Source organism: Acinetobacter sp. A1 (assembly GCF_012371315.1).
Lineage (GTDB): Bacteria > Pseudomonadota > Gammaproteobacteria > Pseudomonadales > Moraxellaceae > Acinetobacter.
Window position 1 is genome coordinate 26,807 of sequence record NZ_JAAZQY010000013.1, and the last position, 18,247, is coordinate 45,053.

17 protein-coding genes are annotated in these 18,247 nt (G+C 42.1%); 10 read left to right on the plus strand and 7 right to left on the minus strand.

The annotated features are described in order from the left end of the window. Positions 1 to 106 precede the first annotated feature (106 nt). A complete protein-coding gene (locus HHA41_RS06565) occupies positions 107 to 1,042 on the minus strand; it encodes a lauroyl acyltransferase (protein ID WP_168461068.1) in 936 nt (311 codons plus the stop codon). A 159-nt stretch (positions 1,043 to 1,201) separates the two neighbouring features. Further along, a complete protein-coding gene (locus HHA41_RS06570; RefSeq protein WP_168461070.1) occupies positions 1,202 to 3,109 on the minus strand; it encodes an ATP-binding cassette domain-containing protein in 1,908 nt (635 codons plus the stop codon). 35 nt (positions 3,110 to 3,144) lie between these two features. Here HHA41_RS06570 and HHA41_RS06575 point away from each other — a divergent pair, with 35 nt between their 5' ends. The 3 genes from HHA41_RS06575 to HHA41_RS06585 all read left to right on the plus strand — a co-directional run bounded on the left by HHA41_RS06575 (position 3,145) and on the right by HHA41_RS06585 (position 5,273). Then, complete coding sequence (locus HHA41_RS06575) at positions 3,145 to 3,387, plus strand: SlyX family protein (protein ID WP_154321065.1); 243 nt, start codon at positions 3,145 to 3,147, stop codon at positions 3,385 to 3,387. A 146-nt stretch (positions 3,388 to 3,533) separates the two neighbouring features. Further along, the gene (locus tag HHA41_RS06580; RefSeq protein WP_168461073.1) at positions 3,534 to 4,499 is read left to right on the plus strand and encodes a hypothetical protein; all 966 of its coding nucleotides are present in this window, start codon (positions 3,534 to 3,536) and stop codon (positions 4,497 to 4,499) included. A gap of 15 nt (positions 4,500 to 4,514) precedes the next feature. Continuing rightward, entirely contained in the window at positions 4,515 to 5,273 is a 759-nt protein-coding gene (locus HHA41_RS06585; protein ID WP_252726725.1) for a PIN domain-containing protein, read from the plus strand. Between the two features lie 13 nt (positions 5,274 to 5,286). On the opposite strand, the gene HHA41_RS06590 is transcribed toward HHA41_RS06585, so the two are convergent. Continuing rightward, positions 5,287 to 6,315: an IS701 family transposase gene (locus tag HHA41_RS06590; protein WP_007116247.1), complete on the minus strand. Its 1,029-nt coding sequence runs from the start codon at positions 6,313 to 6,315 to the stop codon at positions 5,287 to 5,289. A 413-nt stretch (positions 6,316 to 6,728) separates the two neighbouring features. Here HHA41_RS06590 and HHA41_RS06595 point away from each other — a divergent pair, with 413 nt between their 5' ends. From HHA41_RS06595 to HHA41_RS06625, 7 genes are all read left to right on the plus strand, one after another. Then, positions 6,729 to 7,178, plus strand: coding sequence for an ammonium transporter (locus HHA41_RS06595; RefSeq protein ID WP_168418517.1), 450 nt, complete (start codon positions 6,729 to 6,731; stop codon positions 7,176 to 7,178). A gap of 34 nt (positions 7,179 to 7,212) precedes the next feature. Beyond that, complete coding sequence (topA, locus tag HHA41_RS06600; RefSeq protein WP_168461075.1) at positions 7,213 to 9,852, plus strand: type I DNA topoisomerase; 2,640 nt, start codon at positions 7,213 to 7,215, stop codon at positions 9,850 to 9,852. 95 nt (positions 9,853 to 9,947) lie between these two features. Then, positions 9,948 to 10,703: a hypothetical protein gene (locus tag HHA41_RS06605; RefSeq protein WP_168418519.1), complete on the plus strand. Its 756-nt coding sequence runs from the start codon at positions 9,948 to 9,950 to the stop codon at positions 10,701 to 10,703. A 148-nt stretch (positions 10,704 to 10,851) separates the two neighbouring features. Further along, positions 10,852 to 12,840 carry an ATP-dependent helicase gene (locus tag HHA41_RS06610; protein ID WP_168461076.1) on the plus strand — a complete coding sequence of 663 codons (1,989 nt, stop codon included), beginning with the start codon at positions 10,852 to 10,854 and terminating at the stop codon, positions 12,838 to 12,840. A 79-nt stretch (positions 12,841 to 12,919) separates the two neighbouring features. Then, on the plus strand, positions 12,920 to 13,174 hold the full coding sequence (locus HHA41_RS06615; RefSeq protein WP_168418521.1) for an RNA-binding protein: 255 nt from the start codon (positions 12,920 to 12,922) through the stop codon (positions 13,172 to 13,174). 176 nt (positions 13,175 to 13,350) lie between these two features. After that, on the plus strand, positions 13,351 to 13,854 hold the full coding sequence (locus tag HHA41_RS06620; protein ID WP_096901716.1) for a DUF6586 family protein: 504 nt from the start codon (positions 13,351 to 13,353) through the stop codon (positions 13,852 to 13,854). Positions 13,855 to 13,957: 103 nt separating this feature from the next. Beyond that, positions 13,958 to 14,236, plus strand: coding sequence for a hypothetical protein (locus HHA41_RS06625; RefSeq protein ID WP_004976142.1), 279 nt, complete (start codon positions 13,958 to 13,960; stop codon positions 14,234 to 14,236). Positions 14,237 to 14,364: 128 nt separating this feature from the next. Here HHA41_RS06625 and HHA41_RS06630 read toward each other — a convergent pair whose 3' ends face one another. From HHA41_RS06630 to HHA41_RS06645, 4 genes are all read right to left on the minus strand, one after another. Then, positions 14,365 to 16,080 carry a cation:proton antiporter gene (locus HHA41_RS06630; RefSeq protein ID WP_168418522.1) on the minus strand — a complete coding sequence of 572 codons (1,716 nt, stop codon included), beginning with the start codon at positions 16,078 to 16,080 and terminating at the stop codon, positions 14,365 to 14,367. 146 nt (positions 16,081 to 16,226) lie between these two features. Then, entirely contained in the window at positions 16,227 to 16,382 is a 156-nt protein-coding gene (gene rpmG, locus HHA41_RS06635) for a 50S ribosomal protein L33 (RefSeq protein WP_003654787.1), read from the minus strand. A gap of 16 nt (positions 16,383 to 16,398) precedes the next feature. Continuing rightward, positions 16,399 to 16,635, minus strand: a complete 237-nt coding sequence (gene rpmB, locus HHA41_RS06640) for a 50S ribosomal protein L28 (protein WP_004976147.1) — start codon at positions 16,633 to 16,635, stop codon at positions 16,399 to 16,401. A 163-nt stretch (positions 16,636 to 16,798) separates the two neighbouring features. Beyond that, entirely contained in the window at positions 16,799 to 18,247 is a 1,449-nt protein-coding gene (locus tag HHA41_RS06645; protein WP_168461078.1) for a coniferyl aldehyde dehydrogenase, read from the minus strand.

Below are 18,247 nucleotides of genomic sequence, written 5' to 3' on the forward strand. Positions count from 1 at the left end.
AGATGTAGTCTAAAAAATCACTAAATAATTATTTTATAACAAAATATTTTTAGTTCTACTTAAGGGTGTAAGAATATTTTTAATACAAGCTTAAAGATCTACATGATTAGTAGATCTTAGGATAACCTTCAGGACGCGTTTTAAACCGACGATGAAACCACATATATTGGGTAGGAGCGATGCGTAGTTGTTGTTCAATAATAAAATTGGTGCGCGTGGCATCTGCTAGTTCATCTGCACTTGGAAAATCTAGCAGTTCAGGTTCAATCAACACTTTATATTGAGGGTTGGAAAGCTCTCCTGTACGATAAAAATACAATGGAATTGCAGTGGCTTTGGTCATTTTTAACAGACGACGATGCGCCGTGACTGTAGCTGCAGGCACGCCAAAAAACGGCGCCATCACCCCTTGTTTTAAACCAAAATCCTGATCTGGGCTATACCAAATCGCACGCCCGTTTTTTAATTGTCGGATTAAGCCACGCATATCATCGTGGTCAATTTGATGACCATAAATGGTGGCGCGACAACGGTAAATGAGCATGTCCAATAACGGATTGTTTTGTGGGCGATAGACCACGTCAGGGTCAAAATATTGGGCACAGACATAACCGCCCGCATCGAGTAAAGTAGAATGAGTGCCCAAAAGCAAAACACCACGACCTGCACTCTGCGCCTGCTGAATATGCTCTAAACCTTCAACTTGGGTACGACCTTTAAACCACTGTGGGTTGTACCATGCGTTAAGCGTTTCAAATACACCGAGCATTTGATCTACAAATACTTGTCGCGCATTTTCATGCAGTTGCGTTTCGCTCCACTCAGGGAAACACACTTCTAAATTGCGTAAGGTGGTCAATCGACGGGACTTCATGCTTTTAAAGGCTAAATTGCCTAAAAACTGTGCCAAACGATACTGAATTGCCCATGGCAAAATGGCTAAAATCATAAGAAAAACGATGCCAATCCATACACCCCAGTATTTGGGTAACAGGAAAGACCATTGAAATTCACCAGGTTGAAATTCAGTGCGTTGACTCATAATATCCAGATCGCTTGTTGCATCGTTGCAGTGTAGCATGAACCGATTTTAAAATTAAAAAGCATCCGTCCAATGGGAAAGATGCTTTAAGAGGTCTGATTTTAGAGGATTTATGCCTAGTGCTTAAACACGTTTGGCATATCCCCAGAGTTTATTGGTCTAGTTACCGTTGGCCAGATTTTCTAACTCATCCCAGCGTTCTAGTTTCTCCAATAGCTCTTCATCAATTTCTGCCAAACGCTGTGAGGCTTTGGTGGCGGCTTCAGCATCCGTTACAAACCAAGAGCCATCTGCCAGTTTTTCAGACAATTCTGCCTGTTCCTGCTCCAATGCTTCAATTTCGCCAGGTAGTTGCTCTAAAGCACGTTGATCTTTGTAGCTCAATTTGACTTTTTTCGCTGGTGGTGCAGCTGCTGCAGCCTCGGCTTTGGCAACGGCTTTTTTAACATCACTTTTTTGATCAACCACAGTTTGGTCTGGACGCTGCTGCAAATAGTCCTGATAGCCGCCAATATATTCATCAATATTGCCTTTACCATCAAATACCCAAGTTGAAGTCACCACGTTGTCCATAAAGGCACGGTCGTGTGAAATCAGTAATAAAGTCCCTTTATAGTCGCTGAGCATTTCCTCAAGCAATTCTAAAGTGACCATATCCAGGTCGTTCGTTGGCTCATCCATCACAATTAAGTTAGATGGTTTAAGCAATAATTTTGCCAGTAAGATGCGGTTGCGTTCACCGCCAGACAAAGCTTTAACAGGCGTGCGTGCACGTTCAGGTGAGAACAAAAAGTCTTGCAAATAACTATAGATATGACGACGTTGTCCGTTTACATCTACAAAATCTGAACCTTCAGATACGTTATCTTTAACCGATTTTTCTAAGTCCAATACATTACGCAATTGGTCAAAATAGGCAATTTCGAGCTGTGTTCCTGTTTTGACAGAACCGCCATGCTCAATTTCACCCAAAATGGCTTTAATCAGCGTGGTTTTACCCACACCGTTGTCACCCACTAAACCAATACGGTCGCCACGTAAAACCAATGCCGAAAAGTCTTTAATAATTGGTGCTTGATTGCCAAAGGCAACTTGTAAATGTTCAATTTCAAACACAAGTTTGCCTGAGCGGTTGGCTTCCTGTGCAGCCATATTGACTTTGCCTTGTTGGAAGCGACGTGCCTTAGATTCTTCACGTAAGGCTTTTAAGGCACGCACTCGTCCTTCGTTACGGGTACGACGTGCTTTAATGCCTTGGCGAATCCATGCTTCTTCTTCGGCCAGTTTTTTATCAAATAGTGCGTTTTGTTTTTCTTCAGCTTCGAGTTGCTGTGCTTTTAAATCTAAATAACGTGAATAGTTGCCTTCATAGCTGCGTAACACACCACGATCTAGCTCGACAATGCGAGTGGCAATACTGTCTACAAAAGCACGGTCATGTGAAATAAACAGTAGGGTTAAATTGTTTTGATCGAGTAAGAATTTTTCTAGCCATTCAATACTTTCTACATCCAAGTGGTTAGTCGGCTCATCTAATAACAACACATCGGGTTGGGTGAGCAGGGCACGTGCCAACAACACACGACGTTTACGTCCACCCGATAAATCGGCCAAGTCTGCATTCGGATCTAGTCCCATTTTACTTAAAATGGCATTGACCTTATTTTCTAGCGCCCAGCCATCCAGCTGATCCAACTTGTGTTGCAGGTTTCCCATGCGATCACAGGCATCCATATCGCCTAATACACAGGCATCGCTGGCTTCATGGTAGGCTTTGAGCACCGCTGCTGCTTCACCTGCACCATCGGCCACAATATCGGCCACTTTACCAGACGACATCGGTACGTCTTGTGCCAGCATAGAAATAGTGATGCCATTTTGCAGCGATACTTCACCGGCATCGGGCAGTAAACTTCCTTCAATCAGTTTAAGTAGAGTAGACTTACCTTCCCCATTACGGCCAATCAAACACACTCGTTCGCCACGTTCTAGGTTAAAATTCGCGCCGTCGAGCAAGGCAGGTCCACCAAATGCAAGCTGGACATCCCTTAAAGTAATATAGGCCATAGTGTTTCCTAAAAAATCTCAAATGAGGATTTGAAATGACTAAACAAAGTATAGATGATCAGGCGTCATTTTCCGCACCCATTGAAGATTTGCAAGTGCGAATTGCATTTTTGGACGATTTAGTTGAACAATTGAATGAACAAGTGGTACGCCAAAGTCTAGAAATTGCGGATTTAAAGCAACAAATGCAATTGTTGTATCAACGGGTTGAGTCTGCCGATTTGTCGGAAGGCATTGCGCCATTTGACCCACTGACTAACCGTCCACCGCATTATTAAGGCTTGAAGATGGGTAAATACAGGGAAGGTAGTTTAGATCAAAACAATGTCAGACATGAATTTTATTTGACCTTTACGATACTTCCCGTTGTAATGCTCGGCTGCTGCGCCTAAATCTTAAAATCTACCCGTGTTCGCTAAAATTTATGTCTTCTAAAGTTGTGTTACTTGATCTTGAAAACAACATGCCTACCGCGACTTTGTTGCGAGAGATTGTTGAGCATCATCCTAGTGTGTATCTGTTTAATTGCGCAGGAAAATTTGAATATAGCCTGCAAGATTTAACCGAGTTCGCAGGCTGGGTTAGCACAGGTCAGCTCATTATTTTAGATAGCCCTCGTGCTGAATTTAAAGAGTTTGAATATGCTGTGGTGGTGGGGCAACTGATGGCGCTGCTTGGGCCCGATACACAGGTTGAAGTCATTTCTGCCGCAGACAGTATTCAGATTTTATTGGAAATGTTGCAGGCTTCAGAAATCGCTTGTCACCTGATTCATATTCAGCCTGAAGTACAGGCTGCGAAAAGTAAACATCATTTGCCAAGCCCTGCGGCAATTCGCAGCAAACCTGAATTGCTATTGGTGAAAAAGTACTGTGATGCGTTGGCAAAAATGTCAGGTAAACCGACGACTCAAGACGCTTTAAAAAACTCGATCGCCAATATTTTGCAGCTTGAAGCAGATAAGGCACAGCATGTGTTGGGCATGTTGATTAACCTAAAAATTGTTAAACGTGTAGATGAGCAGATCAGTTTCCGTAAAAAAGTACTGAAACAATGGGTGCAGTTAGATTTAGATGCTGCAGTAGAACCCGTCCAAGAGGTGACAGTAAAGTCTACGCTAGCGGAGCAAACAGAAGTCGCAGAATTGCATCCTCAGCATGCGTTATTTAAAAACTTTAGCCAAATTGACCCTGTGCAATGGGAAGTGGCAAAAAAACTACGTGAGTTAAAAGGTGATAAGCCTAAAGATATTTATGAGTTGCGTGATTTATTGGAACGACTTTTTCCAAAATCTGACATTCGCTTATTGCTCAAAGAACTGATTGAAAAAGGCTATATTTATTGGAATGGGCATGAAGTGCTGTATAGCCATGAAATGTTTTTGAGTTGATAAGACTGAGGGTATATGAAAAAAATATTATTAGTAGACATCGAAAATATTCAAAAAACTGAAAAAGAGCTTTTGAAATACTTAGCTCAATATCAATATGTGTATTTGGTGTATGCAAAATCACCTATAAATTTAAGCTTGGACGGTTTGCAGATGCTTTCTGATTTTGTGACTAAGAAAAAGCTTGTTCTTATTAAAATGCCTAAGATAGGACCAGATGCTGCAGACTTTGGGTTGGCTTTCTTAGCTGGTCAGTTGTCTATTCAAATGGATAAATCAAATATTGAATTTGATGTTATGTCGAATGATAAGAAAATTGAATATATTGTTGATTTATTGACAGTAATGGGTTTTAAGTCTCAACAGTTAAAAAAGGATATCTCATCTTCACCTAGTAAAGAGTTTAAATTAATAAATCAGGAAATTGATTTAAGCTCTGATGAGATGAAACCTTTACTGTTTGCAATTCAATTACTCTTAAAAAATCAACCAAAACAATTTAATTCATTAAACAATGCTTTAAAGTCTTGGTTAAAAGGATATACAAGCAATACTAGAAAAATTATTGAGCAGTTAAAAGATTATCAATTAATTCAGATTAAAGATCAGACTGTAAGTTATGAGCTATCTAGGATGAAAGAAGCTCTTAAAATTAGAAAAAAAGGTGAGGTACAGGCTTTAAGTAAAGCTTTACCATCAGTTGATGAAATTCAGATTAAGCCGCATTTACAAAGAGTGAAACAGTATTGTGATTATCTAAGTAAAATTAGATAGGACTTACGCACTATTATTTATAGATTCTCTGTGGTAGCAGATGATTTTTATCGAGAATAAAGTCATCAATGAAGTTTTTGATAACTGGTCTAAATAATTTCTTCTGCCAACGATATACATTTTCAAAGATCCGCTCAAACTGGTTCTTTTGTATCTCAACGTAGGCCATCAAGGCTGAAAAAATATGATTCAAAATCAGTTTAGATCGTCTTACTTGAAACTTTTCAATATGACAAACCTGTTTAATCACCCGGTGATATTGCTCTATTTTCCAATGACTTGAATGTAATTCATGAAAACCCTCAAAGGACAATAAATCATCTTCATCTTGATGCACAATATAAAACCTCTGCTGTTCTTTTAACTGAGTCTTAAATAATTGTACAAAGCCAAAATCTTTGAGCCAGACCACTTGACCTTGATGGAAATTTGGCAATAAACGCAGTTGAAACCATTGTCCTTTTTCTGGGGAAACCTTACGGTTACAGTCGATACCAAACATAAATCGAATACCATATTTTCTTATGGTTTTTAGATTTCCAGTCGATGAATACCAACTATCACCTGTAATAAATTGAATCTTTGCACCCCAACTGAGTACTTCACTTAACATATCCATAAAGTAATCATTCTTGGTTTTACTTTCAGATTTGTCATAAATTCGGAAATTAATTGGAATATTTTGACCATTCTGATCTGTCGCATACAAGGTAATGAGATTAATACCCTTGACGGATCGGTGGTGTTTGCCTGACCAAAAATAGCTAACCAAGTCCATATGTTGACTATAGGGTTTATCTAAAACAGTATCATCAATACTGACTATAAGTTTATTATTATCAATATGTTGAATTGCTTCTTGATATAGGTCGTGAGGTGTGTAGTCTTCACGTTCTAGAAAGCGATTTACACTATCATGCGAGATGTTATAAGTCTCGGCAAGTTGTGTGCAGCTAATAGAGTTCGGTTCTGTCATGAGAAAGCCCATATAAATGGGTAATGTACAAGTTGCTGTAGAAGCATGTTTAATTCGTCTGATCACAGATACTTTATAAAGTATTTTAATACTTTTTTGAATCCGTCAATGCGTAAGTCCTATTAGAAATAATAAACCTGCAAAATTAAATAGTTTACTGAATTCGATTCAATCTGTATTAAAGTTAAACACTCAGCAATCGGCTCAAGATTTTACCAATATTTTAATAAAGCAAAATATTGTTAAACAAGAGAGTACCAAACTAACATATAACGATTCCTTGATTGAGGCTTGGGCTAGTCTAGACAAAACTTGTTTGAATACAATAATAATTCAGGCAAATTTAATGGGGCAGCCTAATACCGAAGTTTTGTCATAAAGAGCATAAGCTTCGGATAAAGCCTATGATTTTAGTCGTCGGTACTTGCGTTTTATATTGTGCTTATGCAACTCTAATATAAGAATAGAAAGGTTGTACTATGGAAAATACTGGAATTTGGGTTGCCGTTGCCGTCATTGTATTTGTGATGGGCTCTATTTTTGGTCTGCGGGTAAGCCCAAGAGAAAAAGCTTTGGGACTAATGCGCGAGAAAGCCCGAAAAATGGGACTACACCCACGTTTGGTGGTTGCACCCGACTGGACCAAAATCCCGAAAGCAACGGAATCACGTGCCAGTATGGTGGCGTATTATAGCGTCTTAATCGCTGATGCTCGTTTACCATTGATGCGTGCTTTAGTGACAGATCAAAAGCTTAATGTGCTGCATGGCGATGAGAAATTTCAGGGCTTACCCATTGCATTAAAGGGCATTTATGCTATTGATATGCAGGCAAACTGTGTAGGAATCTATTGGGATGAAGAAGCCGACCTTCGTGCTACTCAGTTAGATGAAATGAAAGCCTTTTTACATGGCTTGGCAGAACATTAATTTTTAAACCATTAAATAGGAAATACGGTTACTTATGGCGAACGCTCCTCGGTCCACATCCAAAAGCACAGCAGCCAAATCTGAAGCTGGTCACAAACGTGCCTTAGTGATTGTGGAGTCGCCTGCAAAAGCGAAAACAATCAATAAATATCTTGGTTCAGACTACATTGTGAAGTCTTCGGTAGGTCACGTGCGTGATTTACCAACCAGTGGCGGTGCTAAAACCACAGAAAAGAAAACCACCACCCGAACCAAGCTGACCGAGGCTCAGAAAGCTGAAAAAGCTCAATTAGCATTAGTCAACCGTATGGGCGTCGATCCTGAACATGACTGGAAAGCACATTATGAAGTGCTGCCAGGCAAGGAAAATGTCGTTGCGGAATTAAAAAAACTGGCATCGCAGGTCGATGAAGTCTATCTCGCAACGGACTTGGACCGTGAAGGGGAAGCCATTGCATGGCATTTAAAAGAAGTCATTGGTGGCGATGACTCACGTTATCAGCGTGTGGTGTTTAACGAAATTACCAAAAATGCCATTCAGGAAGCGTTTAAGCACCCTGCACGTTTAGATACCAATAAAGTCAATGCACAACAAGCACGTCGTTTCTTAGACCGTGTGGTTGGCTTTATGATCTCACCACTGTTATGGGAAAAAATTGCCCGTGGTTTATCGGCAGGGCGTGTGCAGTCTGTTGCGGTTAAATTGGTGGTAGAACGTGAGCGTGAAATTCGTGCTTTCGTCCCTGAAGAATACTGGCAAGTGTTTGCGGATACTAAATCTGCAAAAGATGACATTCGCCTAGAAGCGGTGAAGCAAGCGGGTAAAACCCTCAAGTTACGCAATAAAGCCGAAACCGATGCTTTACTGAACTTGATTAAAGATGCGCAATACACCGTATCTGCACGTGAAGATAAGCCAACCAAAGTTAATCCGAGCGCACCGTATATCACCTCAACGCTGCAACAAGCAGCCAGTACCCGTCTTGGTTTTTCTGTCAAGAAAACCATGATGTTGGCACAGCGTCTGTATGAAGCAGGTTTTATTACCTATATGCGTACGGACTCGACGTTCTTGAGTGATGATGCCGTAAATATGGTACGCACACATATTGAATCCGAGTTTGGTCAAAAATATTTACCCGCAAAACCTAACCGTTATGGCAATAAAGCAGGCGCACAAGAAGCGCACGAAGCAATTCGTCCATCTAATGTTGCGCTGAAAGGTGACAGTTTGGTGGGGGTAGAGCGTGATGCACAGCGTTTGTATGACCTAATTTGGCGTCAGTTCGTTGCCTGTCAAATGACGCCTGCAGAATATTTGTCATCTACCATTTTAGTCGATGCCAATGGCGTAGAGTTAAAAGCCAAAGGCCGTACACTGGTTTTTGATGGCTTTACCAAAGTGCGTGGCCAAAACAAATCGGATGATGATGTGCTGTTGCCAGCCGTTAAAGTGGGTGAAATTCTTAAATTAGAAAAGCTTGATCCATCGCAACACTTTACTAAACCGCCTGCACGTTTTACCGAAGCTTCTTTGGTCAAAGAGCTTGAGAAAAAAGGCATTGGGCGTCCATCGACCTATGCTGCGATTATTTCGACCATTCAAGACCGTGGTTATGTGAAACTGGAAAATCGTCGCTTATTTGCAGAAAAAATGGGCGAGATTGTAACCGACCGTTTGGATGAAAGCTTTAATAACTTGATGAACTATGACTTTACTGCAGACCTTGAAGGTCAGCTAGATAAAGTTGCAGATGGTGAACGTAACTGGAAAGATTTGCTTAACAGTTTTTATGGCGATTTCAAACAGCGTTTAACCAATGCACAGGGCGAACAAGGCATGCGCCGTAACTTGCCTGTAGAGGTCGATGCAGTACATTGTAAAGAATGCTCACGACCAATGCAGATTCGTACAGGTACGACAGGCGTATTCTTAGGCTGCTCAGGCTATAACTTGCCACCGAAAGAGCGTTGTAAGGGAACGCTGAACCTGACACCTGTAGAATCACTTGCCGCCTTATCCGATGATGATGCCGCTGAAACCGCAGATTTGATGTCTAAAAAGCGCTGTCCAATTTGTGAAACAGCCATGGACAGTTATGTAATTGATGGCGGTCGTAAACTGCACATTTGTGGGAATAACCCAGACTGTTCAGGTTTTGAGCTTGAAGAAGGCGAGTTCAAAATTAAAGGCTATGATGGTCCAACCATTCCTTGTGACAAGTGTGATGGCGAAATGCAGCTGAAAACAGGTCGTTTTGGCCCTTATTTTGCCTGCAACAGTTGTGAAAACACGCGTAAAGTGCTCAAGAATGGTCAACCTGCGCCACCGCGCGTTGATCCAATTAAAATGGAGCATTTACGCTCGACCAAACACGATGACTTTTTTGTACTACGTGATGGTGCAGCAGGTTTATTCTTGGCAGCTAGCAAGTTCCCGAAAGTGCGTGAAACCCGTGCCCCGAAAGTGGCTGAGTTGCGTACGGTAGCAGAACAGCTTGATCCAAAATATCAATTTATTTTGCAAGCACCCGATGCAGACCCAGAAGGTAATCCAACTTTGGTGAAATTTAGCCGTAAAAACCAAGCGCAATATATTGGTTCAGAAACGCCTGAAGGCAAACAAACCAAATGGTCATTGGTTTACCAAGACGGTAAATGGGTTGAGGCTTAATCACCCAAAATAAAAATGCTGGCTTCGGTCAGCATTTTTTATTCAATTGAACACACAATTAATTAGTAAAAGAAGAAAACAGGCGTGCTGGTGTTATGTGGAAAAAAATCCGAATTTTATGCTTATTGCTGGTTTTACTGGTTGTTGCAGTCAATGCATGGCGTGATCAGAATCAAGACTGGACTAAGCCGATCATCGTATTATTACACCCCATTAATGCCGATGGACGGACAAACACACAAAATTATATCAATGGCTTAAATATTGCTAATTTAAACACAGCACAAGACTATCTTAAACAAGCATCACAGCAGTATCGCGACCAACCAGTTGCGCTGTATTTTAAGTTAGGCCGTGAACTTAAGCAGTTGCCGCCTAAAGTCCCGACGGATGCCTCTTTACTCAGTACTGTTCTTTGGAGTTTAAAGTTTCGTTTTTATGCTTGGCAGCAAAGACAGGGGAGTGATGGTGCGGCAACTGTGACGCTGTATCTGAATTATTATGATCCAAGCCAAACCCAAATTTTAAAACACTCCACCGCACTGCAAAAAGGCAAAATTGGCTCAGTAAATTTATTCGCCTCCAATGCGCACAGCCAGCGCAATACCATGGTGATGGTGCATGAATTACTACATGCATTTGGTGCAACAGACAAATACGACTTGGCAACAGGTCAGCCAATTTACCCGATTGGCTATGCAGCACCGAATCAACAGCCTTTATATCCACAGCAGCAAGCCGAGTTAATGGCAGGCTATATCCCGCTTTCACAAAGCAAAAGTAAAATGCCTGAGTCGTTGGAGCAAACACGCATCAACGAAATTACCGCTATTGAACTGGGCTGGAAATAAGCCTGAGGATAAACCTGTACTTATCCACAACTCACGATACAGCCTGTGCAAAAGTATGCTGAGTGTATGAAATGTGCTATTGATATTCGTGGGCTTATTCTCAAACCGATCTGTTAAACTATTCATCCACCTAGCACGATGAGTCACTATGAGTTTAGCCAGCCTAATTGATGAATTGAACCCCCAACAAAAACAAGCAGCCACCACAGCACATCAACATAGTCTGGTTTTGGCAGGGGCAGGCTGTGGCAAAACCAAAACCATTGTGGCACGTGCAGCGTATTTAATTGATCAGGGTATTCCTGCTAATCAGATTCAAATTTTGACTTTTACCCGTCGTGCAGCCAGTGAAATTGTGGCGCGGGTTGAGTTAGCACTGGGTGAGCAAGCTAAGGGCTTGCGTGCTTCGACTTTCCATACTTTTTGTATGTATTTGCTGCGCCGTATCCCTAAAGCATTTGGCTTAGAGCAGTTTTCAATTATTGATCGTGATGATCAGTTAATGATGTTCCGTTTAATTCGTGGCAAAGATGATAAGAAAAACCCAAGTCAGTTGCCTAAGCCTCAAGAATTATGTGACTTATATTCTTTTGCACGAAATACCCGCCAAAAATTGAGTGTGGCATTAGAAAAACAACAGCCTGAATATTTGGCAATGAAAGACCAAATTGCCGAGATCATGCAGGAATATGAAAGCCGTAAACGTGCGCGTGGTTTTCTAGATTATGACGATATTTTGGCTGTGGTGGCTTCTGCATTGGCACAATCTGAAGGTCTGGTCGATTATGTCGCATCCATTTGTCAGCACTTGCTGGTCGATGAAATGCAGGACACCAATCCTTTGCAATGGGCATTGCTTGAACCCTTAAAAGATCGGGTCAACCTGTTTTGCGTGGGTGATGATGCGCAGTCGATTTATGGTTTCCGTGGTGCGGATTTTGAAAATATTCATCATTTCACTGAACGTGTGCCGAATGCTCAAATTTTTAAACTGGAACAAAATTATCGCTCCACACAGGAAATATTAGACCTGTCTAACTGGTTGCTGGAGCAAAGTGAAATTCGCTATAACAAACGATTGCAAGCGTATCGTGGTGATGGCATCAAGCCGAAAATACATATTTTTCCAAATGAGTTTGATGAAGCCAAATGGATCGCCATTGATATTAAAGAGCGACATTTCTTGGAAGGTGCACCGTGGTCAGATCACATGGTGTTGGTACGCTCCAGTTTTGCCGCACGGCATATTGAAGCAGCATGTATTGCGGCAAGTGTGCCGTATCGTTTTATTGGTGGCATGAAGTTATTGGAAACCGCGCATGTGAAAGACTTGCTCAGTTTATTGCGGGTCATTGCCAATCCTCTAGATGATATTGCATGGATGCGTTTTCTGACCTTATGGAATGGCGTGGGTGATGTCGGTGCAAGTAAGTTGGCCCAACAACTATTGCTTGAACCGAGCATGGATAAAATTATTGAAAAGTTGGAAAAGTTTGGAAAATTGCCTGAAAAAACTTTACTGATTATGAAGCAGATGGACGTTTTACGGCATGAAGTTGCTGCTTGTGTCGGTTTGGGGATTGAAGCTATTCAGGAACAATTGGCAGAAAATTATAAAAAAGACTGGAATCGTCGTCAGGGCGATTTTCAGTTGGTGCAACAATTGGCGGCTAAGCATGCGCAGTTAAGTGAATTTTTAGAAGAGTACGTACTCGATCCTGTATCTATTTCAGAAATTGAACGTCAGTCAGATACTGATGTTGTCACTTTGATTACGATTCACTCTGCCAAGGGTACAGAACAAAAAGTGTGCTATGTGGCCAATGTGACACCGGGGCAGTATCCACACGCACGGGCGCAAGGCAGTTTTGATGATATTGAAGAAGAACGTCGCGTGTTGTATGTGGCTTTGACCCGTGCCCAAAATGAACTGATTTTAACCAAACAAAATCTGAATTTGTGGGCGCGTGACACGGTAGACGAACAGGGGCGCAAGCTAGACAGTTATTTCTTGAATGATTTGACACGTCAGTTGTGTAGCATGGAAACCCATCACCGTCCCCGTCAGCAAACAGTTAAAAGTGCTTTGGTGGAACGTCAAGCGATTAATTTAGATTTTGGCATTGATCTCGATTAAACTATGTCACATGGTTTCCTGCAAAAAGTAGAGTAGGCGAGTGCTTTTTGATGTTTTTTGCCTATTTTAAGGTTGTAAGATGAAAATTTTAGTTCGTAATTTAGAGCGCACGGTTACTGAAGAAGAGTTATTAAAACTTTTTCAGGAATACGGCACAGTTGAATCTTGTACGTTGGTGCTGGATGCGGCAACAGGAAAATCGAAAGGATTTGCATTTGTAGAAATGCCGCATGCACGTGAAGCTGTGAAAGCCATTAAAGGCTTGAACACACTGCGTCTGCATGGCCATGGTATTCGAGTCAAAGTGGCGGAAGATAAGCCTGCCTCAAAATAGTTCAAAGGGAGCAAAAAGTGCTCCTTTTTTATGCGTATTTTTTAATGTAAATTCTGATGTATGTATTGTATTGGTGCGCATTTTAGGTTGTATAAAAACAGTCTATTTTTTATTGGGAATCGTGTAAAAATCGGTTTAATCTAAAGCTCTTAGACCGCTAAATTGAGGAAAGGCTCATGTCTCGTGTTGCTCGTTTTCATGCAGATCGTACCAATCAGAAATTATATTTCGCACGCCTTTCGTGCCAACAGGCAGAACAAACCGAACACGTTCAGCAAGCACAGGCGCATCGTGAAGCTGCGGTATTTCATTTGCATGGTGCAGTACTGGCTTTTTTGCAGGAATTGGTACGCTATTATCGCCTGAATGACAGCAATCCGACCCTTAAATCGATTGAAGAATTAATGGCCGCAAAAGGGCAGATTTCCCCTGAAGTGGCTATTTTACAGCAACTGAGTAAATCGGGCTTTATTGCAGAGTTAAAGCGAGCGTATCGCTTGTGTCAGTACACACCAGAACCGAGTGCGCCTGAACCTGAAGATGAAACATCATCTAATTTAATTATTAAAGTCACGCAAACGCCGCAAGCATGGTTGCCAGACACCAAAATTTTACGCGAATGGCATCGAGATTTGACCCAATTGATTGATGGTTTTCGCAATGAGATGGTGGAGTTTTAAGCTGACCAATAGCCCTTGAAAAATTTTTGATCAGCCCGATATAAATATTCTGAACGATGCAAAGTGCAAGCGCCTTTGCCGCCATGTCGAGCATGGAGGATATATGTCTATAGAGCAATTGAAAGAATTATTTGGTAATCAGGAAGCTATTTTGGAGCTGGTGCAGCTTGAAGGCGGTGAGTTGGCATTGCGTAATGCAGGCTCAGAGAAAGAGCCGTTAGTGAAAATCCAGTTCAATGACGAAGTCAAAGCCTTATTGGGTGATCAGACTGCTGTTGTTGCCCAGCACATGATTCAGGCGGCATTATTTGGCTTGTTGGAAAAACAGGTCAATGAGTGGCATGCAGAAATTGTGGATGAGCAGCCAAAATTTATGAGTTGATCTGTATGCTTTAGTGAACTTGCTAGATCAGCAGAGAAAGCAATCGTTCATATAAAAAGCGCACTGTTTAAAGTGCGCTTTTTGTTTGTTTTATATCTGGCTTAGATCGCCATAAGTCCAAACTTGGCTTAATGCGTTGGTGGTTGATGATGCGCAATTTCAATTTGATTTAAAATATAATTACTCATATTTTTCGCCATTTCTTCTTTGGCGAAATACACCTCACCAATGTTGTCCTTACGAATCACTTCGGCTTCAGCTTTGCTTTCTGCACAAACCAAGACCTGAATTTCAGGGTTGAGGGTTTTGGCAATATCCACAATTTTATGAATGTCCAGAATATCCATAGGCGAAAGCACCAACAGTCTTGCATGCTGGATATGCGCCTGAATCAGCACACCTGCTTCTGTCGCAACTCCGCTGACCGCAGCAATGCCTTTGGCACGCAAATCTTCTACAATTTCACGGTTTTCTTCGGCAATCACGACCTTAATATTTTCAGCCATGAGGTTTTGGGTAATACGACGTCCGACTTCACCATGTCCAACAATCACGACCTGATCACGTAAATAGTCCTGTGAGACTTCATCGGGTAGCATCGCTAATGGGTCGCTGCTACGTTCCAGTAAACGTGCCAAGTAAGAGCGTTCCCGAATCCAGTTTTGCACGGGTTCAATTGCAGAGAAAACAAAAGAGTTGAGTGTAATAGAAATGAGTGCTCCTGCCAGAATCAGGTTTTGGCCTTCCAGCGACAACAGTTGTAGCGATACGCCTAAGGTTGCCAAAATGAAGGAGAACTCACCAATTTGCGCTAAGCTTGCACCTACAGTTAAGGCCGTGTTGAGTGGGTAGCGGAAGAACAGCACCAACGCCATTGCTGCAATGGTTTTACCCACCATAATAATGGCAACCACAGCCAGTACGTGTATCGGTTCTTCAATTAAAATACGTGGGTCAAACAGCATGCCCACGGCTACAAAGAACAGGATTGAGAAAATTTCACGTAGTGGAAGAGTTTCTTCTTCGGCACGATGGCTAAAGTCAGACTCTTTCACCACCATACCTGCAAAGAATGCACCGAGCGCCATCGATACGCCAAAGACTTTATAGGCACCAAAGGCAATTGATACCGCTGCTGCAACTACAGTTAGGGTAAACAGTTCCCGAGAGCCCAACCGCGCCACAATTTGCATGATAAAGGGCACAAGGCGTTTGCCCACAATGAGCATAAAGGCAATGAAGCCTGAGACCTTAAGTAAGGTTAGCCCCAAAGTTAGCCAGATATTTTCATCATTTGCACCTTCAATGGCTTGTCCACCCAGTAATACGGCTGTTGCGGGAAGCAGTACCAAGGCCAAGACCATCACTAAGTCTTCAACCAATAACCAACCCACAGCAATTTTACCGTTAACGGAGTCAAGTAAGCCGCGATCTCCTAAGGCTTTGAGCAAAACAACGGTACTGGCACAGGACAGGCTTAAGCCAAAGATGAGCGCAGAGCCAAAACTCCAACCCCACATCATCGACACACCCACACCCAATAAGGTCGCCACTGCAATTTGTAGTATTGCACCAGGCAGGGCAATACGTCGGACTTGCATGAGATCGTTCAGGGAAAAGTGCATGCCCACGCCAAACATGAGGAACATTACCCCAAGTTCTGCCAGTTGGTTGGCTAAATGGATGTCGGCAACAATTCCGGGGGTGTTGGGGCTAATGATCACCCCAGCAATTAAATAGCCCATGAGCGGCGGCAGGCGTAAACGAGCAGCGATATAACCAAATACCAGCGCCAAGCCAAAACCAACGGCAAGTAAGATAATGAGTTCTACATCATGCGGCACGAGAAACTCCTGAAGCCATGGTTAACCTTATGTGAAGACAAGCACAAACAGTGCCAAAAGAAAAATGCGAGGAAATTTTAACAAGTGGGGCAAAAAAAGTGCAAAAAAAACGACCTAATTCAGGTCGTTTTTTTAAAAAGCCAAAATTATTTGATTTTAGCTTCTTTGAAAATCACGTGTTGACGGATTTTTGGATCAAATTTTTTGATTTCCATTTTTTCCGGCATAGTACGTTTGTTTTTAGTAGTGGTGTAGAAATAACCAGTACCCGCTGTAGACACTAAGCGAATCTTATCACGCATTGTCTTGACTCCTTACTTAGATCTTTTGACCTTGAGCACGTAGGTCAGCAACAACCTTTTCAATGCCCAATTTGTCGATAATACGCATACCTTTAGTGGTTAAACGAAGACGTACGAAACGTTTTTCGCTTTCTAACCAGAAACGGTGGTTGTGCAGGTTCGGCTCGAACCGGCGCTTAGTTTTGTTGTTGGCGTGTGAGACGTTGTTACCAACGACTGGACGCTTGCCGGTAACTTGGCAAACCTTAGACATGGTGTAACTCCATTGATTTAGCCAACAGCAAATCTGTATGGCCAGTCAAAAATAAACGGATGAATTCATTCAAGGGGCGTTTTATATCAAAAATACGCTTAAAAGACAAGCGATTTTCTTCAAAAACAGCATGAGCTAGTTTGATAGCTCATGCCTTGATCAGTTAGCGAAGCAGCGTCTTCGAAATCAATCGATGAATCGGCTTATCAAATGGGGGAAGAATGAACTTCAAGCTATATAGCTTCGGATTAGACATTACCGACCGTTCATGTGATAAGCTGAAAAAACCTTCAGGACCGTGATATTTCCCCATCCCTGATGCGCCAACACCGCCAAACGGTAGGTCATCTTGTGCAACGTGGGTCAATACAGTATTGATTCCGAAATGCCCTGAATGGGTTCGCTGTGCGACATAGTCGGCACGCGCCTGATCAAAGTCGAAATAGTATAAAGCAAGAGGACGCGGTCGGCTATTAATAAACTCGATTACATCATCAATTTGATCATATTCTAAGATAGGTAGCACTGGCCCGAAGATTTCGTTTTGCATAATTTGCATGTCTGGGCTGACATTGGTCAGTACGGTAGGCGCCATTTTGCGGGTTGCAGCGACATTTTCACTTTGCGGATTAATTTCAATAATATTGGCACCGCGTTCACGGGCATCTTCCAAATAACCTTGCAAACGGCGGTACTGTTTGTCATTAATAATGGCGGTATAGTCCTGATTGTCACGAATGTGTGGATACATTTCCGTCACATAGCGTTCAAAATGTTCCATAAATTCGGCAGTTTTACCTTTAGGCAGGAACATATAGTCAGGCGCAACGCAGGTTTGACCTGCGTTCCAAAGTTTACCTACGGCAAGACGTTGAGCAACATCGGCCATGTCGCTAGAAGGGTGAACCAAAACAGGTGATTTTCCACCAAGTTCTAAAATGACAGGAACTAAGTTTTTGGATGCTGCAGCCATTACCGTTTTACCGACTTCGGTAGAGCCTGTGAAAATCATTTTGTCAAAAGGTAAATGGCTGAAGGCGTCAGAAAGATTACCACCGCCATTAATCACTGCCACCAGTTCTTGTGGGAACGCTTCACTCAAGGCATTTTCCAATACCCGACCAAAATGGGTCGAGGCACTGGAAATTTTGATCATGGCATTGTTACCTGCAGCCAAAGCACAAATGAGTGGGCCTAAAGACAGTAATAATGGATAATTCCATGGTGCAATAATGCCAATCACCCCTAAAGGCTGATACTGTACCCATGCTTTTGCAGGTTGGTGAATGATTCCGACTTGACGTTTAGACGGTTTCATCCAATTGCTTAGGTTTTTACTGTAGTATTTGATATGTTCTAAACAAGTCAGCAGCTCGCCAATTTTAGTTTCTGCAATGGCACGGTTGCCATAGTCACGATTAATCGCTTCAGCAAATTGGTCTTGATATTTCACAATGACACGTTTTAAGCGAGCTAAACGCTCAATGCGTTCTTTGGCACTTGGGACAGGATTACGTTGATACGCATATTTCTGCAATGCCAAAATATCATCCAGACGTTGTAAATCGGGTGAATGAGGGGTCATTGAAGTTGTTTTTGTTTGACTGTTCAT

Excerpts from the sequence above, each read along its gene's own strand:
- HHA41_RS06625 (WP_004976142.1), top strand. The coding sequence starts at position 13,958 with ATGTCTATAGAGCAATTGAAAGAATTATTTGGTAATCAGGAAGCTATT.
- rpmG (WP_003654787.1), bottom strand. The coding sequence starts at position 16,382 with ATGCGTGATAAGATTCGCTTAGTGTCTACAGCGGGTACTGGTTATTTC.
- topA (WP_168461075.1), top strand. The coding sequence starts at position 7,213 with ATGGCGAACGCTCCTCGGTCCACATCCAAAAGCACAGCAGCCAAATCT.
- rpmB (WP_004976147.1), bottom strand. The coding sequence starts at position 16,635 with ATGTCTAAGGTTTGCCAAGTTACCGGCAAGCGTCCAGTCGTTGGTAAC.
- HHA41_RS06580 (WP_168461073.1), top strand. The coding sequence starts at position 3,534 with ATGTCTTCTAAAGTTGTGTTACTTGATCTTGAAAACAACATGCCTACC.
- HHA41_RS06595 (WP_168418517.1), top strand. The coding sequence starts at position 6,729 with ATGGAAAATACTGGAATTTGGGTTGCCGTTGCCGTCATTGTATTTGTG.
- HHA41_RS06610 (WP_168461076.1), top strand. The coding sequence starts at position 10,852 with ATGAGTTTAGCCAGCCTAATTGATGAATTGAACCCCCAACAAAAACAA.
- HHA41_RS06585 (WP_252726725.1), top strand. The coding sequence starts at position 4,515 with ATGAAAAAAATATTATTAGTAGACATCGAAAATATTCAAAAAACTGAA.
- HHA41_RS06645 (WP_168461078.1), bottom strand. The coding sequence starts at position 18,247 with ATGAACAGTCAAACAAAAACAACTTCAATGACCCCTCATTCACCCGAT.
- HHA41_RS06575 (WP_154321065.1), top strand. The coding sequence starts at position 3,145 with ATGACTAAACAAAGTATAGATGATCAGGCGTCATTTTCCGCACCCATT.
- HHA41_RS06615 (WP_168418521.1), top strand. The coding sequence starts at position 12,920 with ATGAAAATTTTAGTTCGTAATTTAGAGCGCACGGTTACTGAAGAAGAG.
- HHA41_RS06620 (WP_096901716.1), top strand. The coding sequence starts at position 13,351 with ATGTCTCGTGTTGCTCGTTTTCATGCAGATCGTACCAATCAGAAATTA.
- HHA41_RS06570 (WP_168461070.1), bottom strand. The coding sequence starts at position 3,109 with ATGGCCTATATTACTTTAAGGGATGTCCAGCTTGCATTTGGTGGACCT.
- HHA41_RS06605 (WP_168418519.1), top strand. The coding sequence starts at position 9,948 with ATGTGGAAAAAAATCCGAATTTTATGCTTATTGCTGGTTTTACTGGTT.
- HHA41_RS06565 (WP_168461068.1), bottom strand. The coding sequence starts at position 1,042 with ATGAGTCAACGCACTGAATTTCAACCTGGTGAATTTCAATGGTCTTTC.